Consider the following 11,623-nt stretch of genomic DNA (forward strand, 5'->3'; position numbering starts at 1 on the left):
ACCTGGTGGATTCGCCAGGCCATCACGCGCAGCATTGCCGACCAGGCCCGCACCATCCGGATTCCGGTGCACATGATCGAAACCATCAACAAGATGAACCGCATCAGCCGCCAGCATCTGCAGGAGTTCGGCTTTGAGCCCGACGCCAGCGTGTTGGCCGAGCGCATGGAGATCCCGGAGGACAAAATCCGCAAGATCATGAAAATCGCCAAAGAGCCGATCTCGATGGAAACGCCGATCGGCGACGATGATGACTCCCACCTGGGCGACTTCATCGAAGACAGCGCCAACACCGCACCGATGGAAGCCGCCATGCAGGCTGGCCTGCGTGACGTGGTCAAGGACATTCTGGACAGCCTCACGCCGCGCGAAGCCAAGGTGCTGCGCATGCGTTTCGGCATTGAGATGACCAGCGATCACACGCTGGAAGAAGTGGGCAAGCAGTTTGACGTGACGCGCGAGCGCATCCGCCAGATCGAAGCCAAGGCGCTGCGCAAGCTCAAGCACCCCTCGCGCTCCGACAAGCTGCGCAGCTTCACCGACAACTTGTAATCACCAAAGAAGACGCGCCCGGCCCCTCGCGGGGCGCGGGTGCTCGACGGGGCCAGCCAGCAACACACCCGGTCAGAGGTCACAACGAAAAAAACCTCGCAATTGAATCAATTGCGAGGCTTTTTTCTTGTCTACTGGACTTCCTTGGAAGTTCAGAAACTCATACTGGCGGAAACGGAGAGATTCGAACTCTCGAGGAGGCTCTACACCCCCTACTCCCTTAGCAGGGGAGCACCTTCGGCCACTCGGTCACGTTTCCTAAAACTCTGAGTCCGATTATCTCACGACTCGGCCCGGATTTTAAACCGGCGGCTGGTCCAGATCAAATGCTTTGTGCAGCGCGCGCACCGCAAGCTCCATGTATTTCTCGTCAATGACCACGGAGGTCTTGATCTCGGAGGTGGAAATCATCTGGATATTGATGCCTTCTTCACTCAAAACACGGAACATTTTGCTGGCTACGCCCACATGGCTGCGCATGCCGATACCGACGATGGACACTTTGCAGATCTTGGTGTCACCGACCACCTCTTGTGCGCCCAGGCTGGGCAACACTTTGGACTTGAGCACGTCGATGGCCTTGGCGTAGTCGCCGCGGTTGACCGTGAAGCTGAAGTCGGTCTTGCCGTCCTTGCTGAGATTCTGGATGATGACGTCCACTTCCACGTTGGCGTCGGCCACGGCGCCCAGAATGCGGTAGGCAATGCCCGGGGTGTCGGGTACGCCCAGCACGGAGATTTTGGCTTCATCGCGGTTGAATGCAATGCCGGAAACAATGGCTTGCTCCATGTGTTCGTCTTCCTCAAAAGTAATCAGGGTGCCGGAAGCGGCTTCCTCGTTGATGTCAATGTCCCAGGGCGTGAAGCTGCTCAAAACGCGCAGCTTCACCTTGTATTTGCCGGCAAACTCGACCGAACGGATCTGCAGCACTTTGGAGCCCATGGAGGCCATCTCCAGCATTTCTTCAAAGCTCACCGTTTTCAGGCGGCGCGCTTCGGGCACGACACGCGGGTCGGTGGTGTAAACGCCATCGACGTCGGTGAAGATCAGGCATTCTTCGGCTTTCATCGCGGCGGCCACGGCCACGGCGGAGGTGTCGGAGCCGCCGCGCCCCAGGGTGGTGATGTTGCCGAGTTCGTCCAGCCCCTGAAAGCCGGTGACGATGACCACCCGGCCCGCCTCCAGATCAGCACGCACCTTGGTGTCGTCGATCGACTCGATACGGGCCTTGGTATGGGCGCTGTTGGTGCGAATAGGCACTTGCCAACCGGCGTAGCTGACCGACTCCATGCCCTCGGCCTGCAGCGCAATGGCCAGCAAGGCGCTGGAGGCCTGCTCGCCAGTGGAGGCCAGCATATCGAGCTCGCGGCTGTAAGAGTCGGTGGCCTTGGAAGGCGCCAGCTCTTTGGCCAGGCCCAGCAAACGGTTGGTTTCGCCGCTCATGGCGGAGGGCACGACCACCATTTGGTGGCCGGCACGCGCCCATTTGGCGACGCGTTTGGCAACATGGCGGATGCGCTCAGTGGAGCCCATCGACGTGCCGCCGTATTTGTGAACAATCAATGCCATTGGGAAAATTTTTTAGAGCAAAACCGTGGGATTGTACCAATGCAGCAGCGCGCCCCTGCGCTCGCAGAAGCCAGCACCGACCTTGATGCGAATCTGGTGCCCGCGCGTGGTGCAGGCAGCGATCTGGTCCAGCAGCTCGGCCAGCTGCGCCGCGCTGGGCACGGCGTTGAACGTGGTGTTGAGCCAGTGGCGCAGCACATTGGCTTGCCGGGGCCGACTCAAGCGCTGGAGGTTGGCGATCACCGGCGGCGACCCGATTAGCGCCAGATCTTGCACGGCCACATCGAGCAACACCGCCTGGGCCTGCGCCGCGTGCGCGGCACTGCGGGCAAAGGTGTCGCGAAACTGCGGGAAGGTGGCTTCCAGTGCGGGCAACAGCTGCGCGCGGATGCGGTTGCGGGTGAACTGTTGATCGACATTGGTCGGATCTTCAATGCAGGTCACGCCCCGACTCGCCAGCCAGGCCCGAATGTCTGACGCACGCACGCGCAGCAGCGGGCGGTGGTAGGTGATGCCCGCGCGCACCCAGCTTGCGGGCATGGCACTCAGGCCCGGCAGACCACTGCCCCGGCTCAGGGCCAACAAGAGCGTCTCCACCTGATCGTCGGCATGTTGTGCGATTGCTATATTTTTAATAGCGTCTTGCGCATATTCTTCGAGGGCTACAGCCTCAAAAGCCTTGTAACGGGCGCGCCGCGCCGCGTCTTCCGGACTCTGGCCGGGCGCATGGCGGCCATCCACGCGCCGGACCAGCAGCGGCACATTGAGCTGCGCGCAAAACGCCTGGCAATGGCGCTCGAAGTCATCGGCCGCCGCCTGCACACCGTGGTGAATATGGATGGCATGCACCTGCCCCGGCCATTTCTCGGCACAGGCCAGCAGCAAAGCGGTGGAATCGGCCCCGCCGCTGAAAGCCACCGCCAGCGGCAAGGCCGGCGAGAAGGCGGAAATAGCGTCGGCCAGCGTCGTGGTCACACGACACCACCCAACCCGCTAGCTGGCCACACGCTATTTGGACGCGGCCTTGGTGTCGGTGAATCGGCCATAGCTTTGCAGACGGTCGTAGCGACGGTCCAGCAGCTCCTTGACCTTGAGGTCGCTGACCTGGCGGAAGGCGTCACTCAAGGCGCGCTTGAGAAAAGCGGCCATCTGCTTGTAATCGCGGTGCGCGCCGCCGACTGGCTCGTTGACGATTTTGTCAATCACGCCCAGCGCCTTGAGCCGGTGCGCCGTAATACCCAGCGCGTCCGCCGCTTCCTGCGCCTTCTCCGACGTTTTCCAGAGGATGGAGGCGCAGCCTTCGGGGCTGATCACCGAATAAATCGAATACTGCAGCATCAGCACCTGGTCGCCAATGGAAATGGCCAGGGCGCCGCCCGAACCGCCCTCACCGATGATGGTGGTAATGATGGGGACTTCGAGCTGCGCCATCTCGAAAATGTTGCGGCCGATGGCTTCCGACTGGCCGCGTTCTTCGGCGTCAATGCCGGGGTAGGCGCCTGGCGTGTCGACAAAGGTGAAGACCGGCAGTTTGAATTTTTCCGCGGTCTTCATGAGCCGCAGGGCCTTGCGGTAACCCTCGGGTTTGCTCATGCCGAAGTTGCGCAGGCCACGCTCTTTGGTATCGCGCCCTTTTTGCTGGCCCAGTACCATGCACGGCGTGCCGTTGAAACGCGCCAGGCCGCCCACAATGCTCAGGTCATCGGCAAAATGCCGGTCACCGTGCAGTTCCACAAAATGGGTGAAGATTTCATTGACGTAATCCAGCGTGTAGGGACGCTCGGCATGGCGGGCAATTTTGGTGATTTGCCAGGGCGTCAGATCACTGTAGATGTCTTTGGTGAGCTGCTGGCTTTTCTTGGCTAGTTGGTCGATTTCGGCCGAAATATCAACCGCCGACTCGGTCTGCACGTAGCGCAACTCTTCAATCTTGTTTTCGAGTTCGGCAATCGGATGCTCGAAATCGAGGAATGTTTTTTTAGCCAACGTTATGCTCCTATCAGTTGGGGGCGGTCAGTATTCCACCGGCACCGGATCCAGCGAGCGCCAAATATACCAAGTTGCCACGCTGCAATAAGGCGCCCAGGCGGCGGCAACTTCGCGGGCATCGCTGCGGCTCACCACGTCACCCGAAAAATAGCTCTTGCTGATGCCATTGATCAGGCCCACGTCATCGAGCGGCAACACATTGGGGCGCATCAGGTGAAAGATCAAGAACATCTCGGCCGTCCAGCGGCCAATGCCGCGAATGGCGATCAGCTCGGCGATGATAGCCTCATCGTCCATCGTCTCCCAGGCCTTGACGTGCACCACGCCGCTGTCAAAGTGCAAGGCCAGGTCCACCAGGTACTCGACCTTGCGCACACTCAAACCGGCCGCGCGCATGTCGTCCACCTTGAGCTTGAGCACATTGCTGGCCGTTATTTTTTTGAGCAGCAGGGCAAAACGGTCCCACACCGTCTGAGCCGCTTTGACCGAGATCTGCTGCCCCACAATGCTGCGCGCCAGGGTGACAAAAGCATCGCCCCGGGTTTGCAGGCAGGCGTCACCGAACTGGGGAATCAGCCGCTTCATCACCCGATCCTTTTTCATCAGGTGCTTGCAGGCGTCTTCCCAGTAGGCGGGCGTGGCGATCACGGTCGCTATATTTTTAGTAGCTGCCATCGCTCTACTTTCGGGGGCCAGAGGCCAAAATGACTGCTAAAAAAGTCACTGCCCGACCTCCCAGGTGGTGCCGGTGGATGAATCCTTCAGGACAATGCCCTGGGCCAGGAGGTCTTGGCGAATGCGGTCGGCCTCGGCAAAATTCTTGGCCACTTTGGCCACCACACGTTGCGCAATCAAGGCGCTAATAGCCGTCTCGTCCAGCGTGGCACCCGCCTGCAAAAACACCTGGGGGTCACCTTGCAGCAGGCCAAGGCAGCCGCCCAGTGCCTTGAGCAAGCCCGCCAGTTCAGCAGACCGGGTTTTATTGACCTCAGTCGCCAGATCGAACAACACGGCCACGGCCTCGGGCGTGCCAAAGTCTTCATCCATTGCCGCCTTGAAGCGCGCAGCAAAGGGCTGGGTCCAGTCGATGTGGACCTGTGCCGGGGTTACCAGGTCCAGCGCGGTGTAAAGACGCTTGAGGGAATTGCGGGCATCGTCCAGATGCGCGTCACTGTGGTTCAGGGCACTGCGGTAATGCGCGCGGATGATGAAGAACCGGGTGGTTTCCGCGTCGTAGCGGGCCAGAATGTCACGGATGGTGAAGAAGTTGCCCAGGCTCTTGGACATTTTCTCGTTGTCGCGCGTCACAAAACCGTTGTGCATCCAAATGCTGGCCAGCGGTTTGCCGGTAGCGCCTTCGCTCTGGGCAATTTCGTTTTCATGATGCGGAAACTGCAAATCAGCCCCGCCACCGTGAATATCAACCGTCTGACCCAGTATCTGGCCGCACATGGCCGAGCACTCGATGTGCCAGCCCGGGCGGCCCTTGCCGTAATCGCTGTCCCACTTGGCTTCATCCGGTTCGCTCGGCTTGGCTGTTTTCCACAACACGAAGTCCAGCGGATCATCCTTGCCGTCCGGCACGGCGACCCGTTCCCCGGCGCGCAACTCATCGAGCGACTTGCCGCTGAGTTTGCCGTAACCCGGGAATTTTCGCACCGCGTAATTCACGTCGCCATTGATGGCGTGATAGGCCAGGCCCTTTTCTGTCAGTTGGCCAATCAGCTTGAGCATCTGCGGCACAAACTCGGTGGCCCGGGGCTCATAGGTGGGGCGCTCAATCCCCAGGGCATCGGCGTCCTGGTGCAGCGCCTCCACCATGCGATCGGTCAGGGAGCGGATGGTCTCTTTGTTCTCCAGGGCGCGCTTGATGATTTTGTCGTCGATGTCGGTGACATTGCGCACATAGGTCACCCGCAAGCCGCTGGCCTTGAGCCAGCGTTGCACCACGTCAAAGGCCACCATGGATCGGGCATGGCCCAGGTGGCAGAGGTCATAGACCGTCATGCCGCAGACGTACATCCGCACGTGGCCGGGCTCCAGCGGTGACAGGGGTTCCAGTGCACGCGACAGCGTGCTGTAAATGCGCAAACTCATGGGTGTTTCGAACGATGGCTTCGAGGACTATTCAGCCGGGTGGTGGCCTCGGCAAAGACGGCTAATGGGTGGGCAATTATGAGAGTACTGAAAAGCACCCCCTGGGCTACAATTCGTCCCAGTATATAGCCCTGCCAGCCCATCCCCTGCGGCGGGCGCTCACCCTGTAGGAAATCATAAGGCTCCATGAAGCACGCCCGCTCTATCCTTTTCACCACCCTTCGCCTGCTGACCGTGGCGGCCGCCTGCGCAATGACGTCCGCCTACGCCGACGACTATGTGGATGTCAGTCAGCTGTTGCGCGCTGGCAAGCTGAGCGAGGCGATGACCAAGGCCGACGTCTACCTTGCCGCCAAGCCACGCGACCCGCAGATGCGCTTTCTCAAGGGCGTGATTCAACGCAACACAGGCAAACAGGCTGACGCCATCGCGACCTTCACCAAGCTGACCGAAGACTACCCCGAGCTGCCCGAGCCCTACAACAATCTGGCCGTGCTCTACGCCGGACAAAACCAGTTTGACAAGGCGCGCGCGGCACTGGAGATGGCCATCCGCACCAACCCAAGCTACGCCACGGCGCACGAGAACCTGGGCGACGTGTACGCCAGACTCGCGAGCCAGGCCTATAACAAGGCGTTGCAGCTCGACGGCACCAATGCGGCGGTGCCGCCCAAGCTGGCCCTCATTCGCGAATTGTTCAAACCCAACATCAAGGGTCAGACGCCCGCCCTCGCGGTAGCGGCACCAGCAGGCTCTGCAACCGTCGTCGTCAAGGCCCCGGTGGCCGTGTCCACGCCTGCCGCTGCACCGGCCGCACCCGTGGTGACCGCGGCCAGCCCGGCCATCGCGGCAGCCGCTGGCGCCGTGCCCGCCAAACCAACTGTCAGCGACAGCGCCGTCAAAGACGCCGAAGCGGCCGTGCACGCTTGGGCCAAAGCCTGGTCCGCCAAAGACATGTCAGCTTATCTGGGTGCCTATGGCAAAGAATTTACCCCGCCCGCAAAACAATCGCGCAGCGCCTGGGAGCAAGAACGCCGCAACCGTATTGCAGGCAAGTCCAGTATCAGAGTCAAGCTGGAAAACCTGACCGTCACCGTCAATGGCAGCAAGGCCGTCGCCAAATTCCGTCAGGACTACCGGGCGAACGCGCTGGCGGTGTCGAGCCGCAAGACGCTTGAGTTGCTGAAAACCGGTGACAAATGGTTGATCGTCAGGGAATCCACGGGCAACTGATGGCCGCTTCGCGGACGCAGCCGGCGGTGGTACGTGCACTTTTCGCTTGATGCCACTATGAAACGGCATTTTTTTACTCTGTTCGTTGCAACTGTTGTCTGCCTGGCGACGACAGGGGACGCGATCGCCCGCAAGAAGGCCCGCACCAAAGCCGTCCACGTCGCCCCCGTCAGTTCAAAGAAAGTGGCCGAAGCAGGCCTGGCTGAAGCGCGCCTGATCGAGGTCTACCAGCTCGTGGCCAAAGCACAAGGTCGCGAAGCACTGACCAAGGCCGAGAGCCTGGTGCAAGACTACCCTAACTTTCAACTGGCCCAACTGGTCTATGGCGACCTGCTGGCAGCCCGCATGCGCCCTATTCGAACCTTGGGCGATGTACCTGAGCCCATGCTCCAAGCGGCCGCGCCCATGCTCAGCGAATTGCGTGACGAGTCACAGATGCGCGTAAAAGCGCTGCGTGAGCGCCCGCCGCCAGGGGCCGTTCCCTCCCAATTTCTGGCGCTGTCACTCCGAAACAAGCACGCCATTGCCGTCGATGCCTCGCGCTCGCGCCTGTATCTGTTTGAAAACCGGCCGACCGGGCTGGTGCTGGTGGCCGACTATTACATCTCGGTCGGGAAATCCGGCCTGGAAAAAAACAGCGAGGGTGATTTGCGCACCCCACTGGGCGTGTACTTCATTACCAGCAATCTCGACCCAAAATCGCTGAAAGATTTGTATGGCTCGGGCGCCCTGCCGATCAATTACCCCAACGTGCTCGACAGCAAGCGCGGCAAGACCGGCGGCGGCATCTGGCTGCACGGCACGCCACGCGGCCAGTTCTCGCGTCCACCGCTGGCCACGGACGGCTGCGTCGTGCTGGCCAACCCGGACCTGGACCAGGTCATCCGCACCGTCGAGGTCCGCACCACCCCGGTCGTCATCTCGCCGCGCCTGAACTGGGTGACGCCCAACAGTGCCCGCTCCGACAGCAAACCCTTTGAGGACGTCCTGACAGCGTGGCAAAACGCCAAATCCAGCGGCAAGTTGGACCGGGTGCTGAGTTTTTACAGCCCGGATTTCAACAGCAACGGCAAGACACTGACCGAATGGACGCCGGCCTTGCGCAGTGAGCTCGACAAGGTGCGCGGCCGCGCCATCCAGCTCAAGGACCTGTCCTTCCTGCGCTGGACGGATGCCGCCGACACCATGGTCGTCACGTTTGGCGAAGTGGCGGATGGCACCCGCAGCGGCCCGACCAAGCGCCAGTACTGGGGTCGGCAAGGTAGTCAGTGGAAAATATTTTATGAAGGAGTCATTGGATGAAGTTTGGATCTTTTTCGGCCCTGGCCCCCGTATTGATTGCGGCAGCAGCTATGTTTTCTGTAGCACAAAGCACGCTGGCGCAGGCACCTTCCCGGGTCAAATTCGCCACCACGGCCGGCGACTTTGTGGTTGAGGTCTACCCCGACAAGGCACCCAAGACCGTTGAGAATTTCTTGCAGTACGTCAAGGACAAGCACTACGACGGCACCATCTTTCACCGCGTGATCGAGAACTTCATGGTGCAGGGCGGCGGCTTTGACGCCAAATTCATCGAGAAGAAAACCCGTGCGCCGGTGGCCCATGAAGGCCGCGAAGCGTTGGCCAAAGGCGGTGCGAAAAACGTCGTCGGCACGCTGGCCATGGCCCGCACAAACGACCCTCAATCGGCCACCGCGCAGTTCTTCATCAACGTCAAGGACAATGCGTTCCTGGACCCGATCCTGATACCGCCCGGCGACCCGGTGCCCCGGTTCGAGTACCAGGGCCGCGTCTATGAAAACACACCGCGTGCCAACCTGGTGAACGCGCCGCAGCTGTTTGGCTACACGGTGTTCGGCAAGGTCGTCAGCGGCATGGATGTGATCCAAAAGATCAAGGCCACCCCCACCGGCGCTGGCGGCCCGTTTCCGTCCGACGTTCCCAAGACCCCCATTCTTATCAACTCTGCAACCCTGGTGAAATAAATCATGAGCAATCCCCAAGTCGAACTCCACATTGCCAACTACGGCGTCATCACCCTTGAACTCGATCCGGAAAAGGCGCCCAAAACGGTCGCCAACTTTTTGAGCTACGTGAACAAGGGCCATTACAACAACACCATTTTTCATCGCGTCATCCCCGGTTTCATGGTGCAAGGCGGCGGCATGGAGCCCGGCATGAAGGAAAAGAAGGGCGACAAGCCGATCGACAACGAAGCCAATAATGGCCTGAAAAATCTGAATTACACCGTGGCCATGGCCCGCACCGGCGACCCACACTCGGCCACCGCGCAGTTTTTCATCAACGTGGCGGACAACACCTTCCTCAACCACACCGCTATTTCAGCCCAGGGCTGGGGCTACGCCGTGTTTGGCAAAGTGGTGTCGGGCACGGACGTGGTCGACAAGATCAAGGCCGTCAAGACCGGTCACAAGGGCCACCACGATGATGTGCCGGTCGTAGACGTGGTCATGGAAAAGGCTGTAGCGCTCTGACATGAGCCCGGCAGTACCGCCAATTTCGGGGCACGCCGCTGCGCCGCCCTGGCCGGTACTGCAAGCGCCACCCGATTGGCGAAACGTCGATTTCATCTCCGATCTGCACCTGCAGCCCAGCGAGGCCGTCACTTTCAGCGCCTGGCAAAAATACATGGAGACGACGCGGGCCGATGCCGTGTTCATCCTGGGTGATCTGTTTGAAGTCTGGGTCGGCGACGATGTGATGGATGACATTGATGTCGCCGCTGATCAGACGCACGGCTTTGAAGCCTGTTGCGCCCAGGTGCTCAAAGCAGCCTCGCAACGCCTCGACATTTTCTTCATGCACGGCAACCGCGATTTTCTGCTGGGCCCGGCGTTCGCCCAAGCCAGCGGCATGACCCTGTTGGGCGACCCGAGCGTGCTGGACTTTGGCGGACAACGCTGGCTGCTGTCGCATGGCGATGCCTTGTGCCTGCTGGATACCGATTACATGCAGTTTCGGGCTCAGGTTCGCAGCGCGCAATGGCAGCAAGAATTTCTGGCCAAACCACTGGCCCAGCGGCAGCTTATTGCACGCGCGCTGCGCACGCAAAGTGAAACGCGCAAACACAGCGGCGTACCGTATGCCGACCTCGACTTCGAGGCGACCTGCGACTGGCTGCGCACAGCCCAGGCCAGCACCTTGATTCACGGCCACACCCACAAGCCGGCCAACCATGATCTGTCAAGTGGTGCGGCAACGGGGTTGCGCCGCATCGTCCTGAGCGACTGGGACGCTGGCGCCACGCCGCCACGCGCCGAAGTTCTGCGGATCAGTATGGCCTCAAGCACGCAGCCAACTGAAACCTCAGTTCGACGCATCGACACAAGTCATGCGGCTTAATCAAGCTCGTGAAACAAAAAAAGGCCGCTGTGAGCGGCCTTTTTTACAACTGGGCGATGGGCGCTTGTTAGGGCTTGAGCAAGACCTTCAGCACGTTTTGCAGCCGGCGCGCCAGGCCTGCGTCAAAAGCACCGGCCAAGACGGTGGCGGCATCCTGGCCCCAGGTCTGGACAGGCGCCGGATCATTGCGCTTGGTCAGCAGCTGCAACTGCAGCGCACGGCGTGCGTTCAGGTGCTCGGCGGGTGTCGGCAGCTCGGACGCCATTTCCAGACGCAGCAGGGCCACACTGGCGTCGCCTGCGGGCGCTTGCCCCAGTGCTTTGGTCCAGGCGCCGCGGGTCGCTGCGCTGACGCGGTTGCCTAGTTCCTGCGCCGAGGGCACTTGGGCCGCATCGCGCTGCTCCCACGCGGCCAGCACCTGAGTCAGCGCCTCACCGTGCGCCTGCGCCGCCAGCTTGCGCAAAGCGAACTGGGCGTGCTCCATGGCGTCGCGTTGCGCGCGAAAGGCGGTGTCGCCCAAACGCGGGGCCTCAGACCAGGATCCTGAAGCACTATCACGCCCATCGCGCCGTGGTGCCCGGTCATCCGGACGACCTGAGAAGCCACCATCACGCGGGCCACGGCTGTTGTCTCTGGCGCCGTCCCGTCCGCCCTCTTTGCGGTCACCAAACTTGCCACCGCGGCCCATGGGCGCGGGTTCGGCCTTTTTCATGCCGGGTCGGTCATCGCCGCGCACCGCCACCACTGGCTTGGGGGCAGGCTTTGGCGCGACCACGGGTTCCACAGGAGCCGCCGCTTCGGCGCTTGCGTCCGCTTCAAC

11 protein-coding genes, 1 tRNA gene and 1 pseudogene are annotated in these 11,623 nt (G+C 61.1%); 6 read left to right on the forward strand and 7 right to left on the reverse strand.

Going from position 1 to position 11,623, the window contains the following annotated elements; translation table 11 throughout:
- Positions 1-552 (forward strand): sigma-70 family RNA polymerase sigma factor (locus tag B3V69_RS13270; protein WP_296447269.1); only part of this gene is annotated, 552 nt, incomplete at its 5' end.
- A gap of 166 nt (positions 553-718) precedes the next feature.
- On the opposite strand, the gene B3V69_RS13275 is transcribed toward B3V69_RS13270, so the two are convergent.
- From B3V69_RS13275 to cysS, 6 genes are all read right to left on the reverse strand, one after another.
- Positions 719-811, reverse strand: a tRNA-Ser gene (locus B3V69_RS13275).
- Between the two features lie 41 nt (positions 812-852).
- Complete coding sequence (locus B3V69_RS13280; RefSeq protein ID WP_296447271.1) at positions 853-2,121, reverse strand: aspartate kinase; 1,269 nt, start codon at positions 2,119-2,121, stop codon at positions 853-855.
- Between the two features lie 12 nt (positions 2,122-2,133).
- Entirely contained in the window at positions 2,134-3,096 is a 963-nt protein-coding gene (gene tilS, locus B3V69_RS13285) for a tRNA lysidine(34) synthetase TilS (protein ID WP_296447274.1), read from the reverse strand.
- A gap of 33 nt (positions 3,097-3,129) precedes the next feature.
- Complete coding sequence (locus B3V69_RS13290; RefSeq protein ID WP_296447276.1) at positions 3,130-4,107, reverse strand: acetyl-CoA carboxylase carboxyltransferase subunit alpha; 978 nt, start codon at positions 4,105-4,107, stop codon at positions 3,130-3,132.
- Positions 4,108-4,134: 27 nt separating this feature from the next.
- The gene (locus B3V69_RS13295) at positions 4,135-4,785 is read right to left on the reverse strand and encodes a DNA-3-methyladenine glycosylase family protein (protein ID WP_296447298.1); all 651 of its coding nucleotides are present in this window, start codon (positions 4,783-4,785) and stop codon (positions 4,135-4,137) included.
- 45 nt (positions 4,786-4,830) lie between these two features.
- On the reverse strand, positions 4,831-6,207 hold the full coding sequence (gene cysS / locus B3V69_RS13300; protein WP_296447300.1) for a cysteine--tRNA ligase: 1,377 nt from the start codon (positions 6,205-6,207) through the stop codon (positions 4,831-4,833).
- A gap of 186 nt (positions 6,208-6,393) precedes the next feature.
- Here cysS and B3V69_RS13305 point away from each other — a divergent pair, with 186 nt between their 5' ends.
- From B3V69_RS13305 to B3V69_RS13325, 5 genes are read left to right on the forward strand one after another with little or no spacing between them, the layout of a single operon-like run.
- Positions 6,394-7,440, forward strand: a complete 1,047-nt coding sequence (locus B3V69_RS13305; RefSeq protein ID WP_296447302.1) for a YybH family protein — start codon at positions 6,394-6,396, stop codon at positions 7,438-7,440.
- Between the two features lie 57 nt (positions 7,441-7,497).
- Positions 7,498-8,742: a L,D-transpeptidase family protein gene (locus B3V69_RS13310; RefSeq protein WP_296447305.1), complete on the forward strand. Its 1,245-nt coding sequence runs from the start codon at positions 7,498-7,500 to the stop codon at positions 8,740-8,742.
- Positions 8,739-9,425 (forward strand): peptidylprolyl isomerase, encoded by a 687-nt coding sequence (locus B3V69_RS13315; protein WP_414707530.1) that lies wholly within the window; start codon positions 8,739-8,741, stop codon positions 9,423-9,425. The genes B3V69_RS13310 and B3V69_RS13315 overlap by 4 nt, the downstream gene beginning before the upstream one ends.
- 3 nt (positions 9,426-9,428) lie before the next feature.
- A complete protein-coding gene (locus B3V69_RS13320) occupies positions 9,429-9,935 on the forward strand; it encodes a peptidylprolyl isomerase (protein ID WP_296447306.1) in 507 nt (168 codons plus the stop codon).
- 1 nt (position 9,936) lies between these two features.
- Positions 9,937-10,803, forward strand: a complete 867-nt coding sequence (locus tag B3V69_RS13325) for a UDP-2,3-diacylglucosamine diphosphatase (RefSeq protein ID WP_296447308.1) — start codon at positions 9,937-9,939, stop codon at positions 10,801-10,803.
- Positions 10,804-10,870: 67 nt separating this feature from the next.
- Here B3V69_RS13325 and B3V69_RS13330 read toward each other — a convergent pair.
- Positions 10,871-11,623, reverse strand: a pseudogene (locus B3V69_RS13330) (DUF349 domain-containing protein); the annotation flags it as partial.

Origin of the sequence: Rhodoferax sp. UBA5149, assembly GCF_002413825.1 — a bacterium.
GTDB lineage: Bacteria > Pseudomonadota > Gammaproteobacteria > Burkholderiales > Burkholderiaceae_C > Rhodoferax.

What these genes read in the sequence shown, in the direction of transcription:
- B3V69_RS13280 (WP_296447271.1), bottom strand. Translation starts at nt 2,121, where the DNA reads ATGGCATTGATTGTTCACAAATACGGCGGCACGTCGATGGGCTCCACT.
- B3V69_RS13295 (WP_296447298.1), bottom strand. Translation starts at nt 4,785, where the DNA reads ATGGCAGCTACTAAAAATATAGCGACCGTGATCGCCACGCCCGCCTAC.
- cysS (WP_296447300.1), bottom strand. Translation starts at nt 6,207, where the DNA reads ATGAGTTTGCGCATTTACAGCACGCTGTCGCGTGCACTGGAACCCCTG.
- B3V69_RS13305 (WP_296447302.1), top strand. Translation starts at nt 6,394, where the DNA reads ATGAAGCACGCCCGCTCTATCCTTTTCACCACCCTTCGCCTGCTGACC.
- B3V69_RS13310 (WP_296447305.1), top strand. Translation starts at nt 7,498, where the DNA reads ATGAAACGGCATTTTTTTACTCTGTTCGTTGCAACTGTTGTCTGCCTG.
- B3V69_RS13315 (WP_414707530.1), top strand. Translation starts at nt 8,739, where the DNA reads ATGAAGTTTGGATCTTTTTCGGCCCTGGCCCCCGTATTGATTGCGGCA.
- B3V69_RS13320 (WP_296447306.1), top strand. Translation starts at nt 9,429, where the DNA reads ATGAGCAATCCCCAAGTCGAACTCCACATTGCCAACTACGGCGTCATC.
- B3V69_RS13325 (WP_296447308.1), top strand. Translation starts at nt 9,937, where the DNA reads ATGAGCCCGGCAGTACCGCCAATTTCGGGGCACGCCGCTGCGCCGCCC.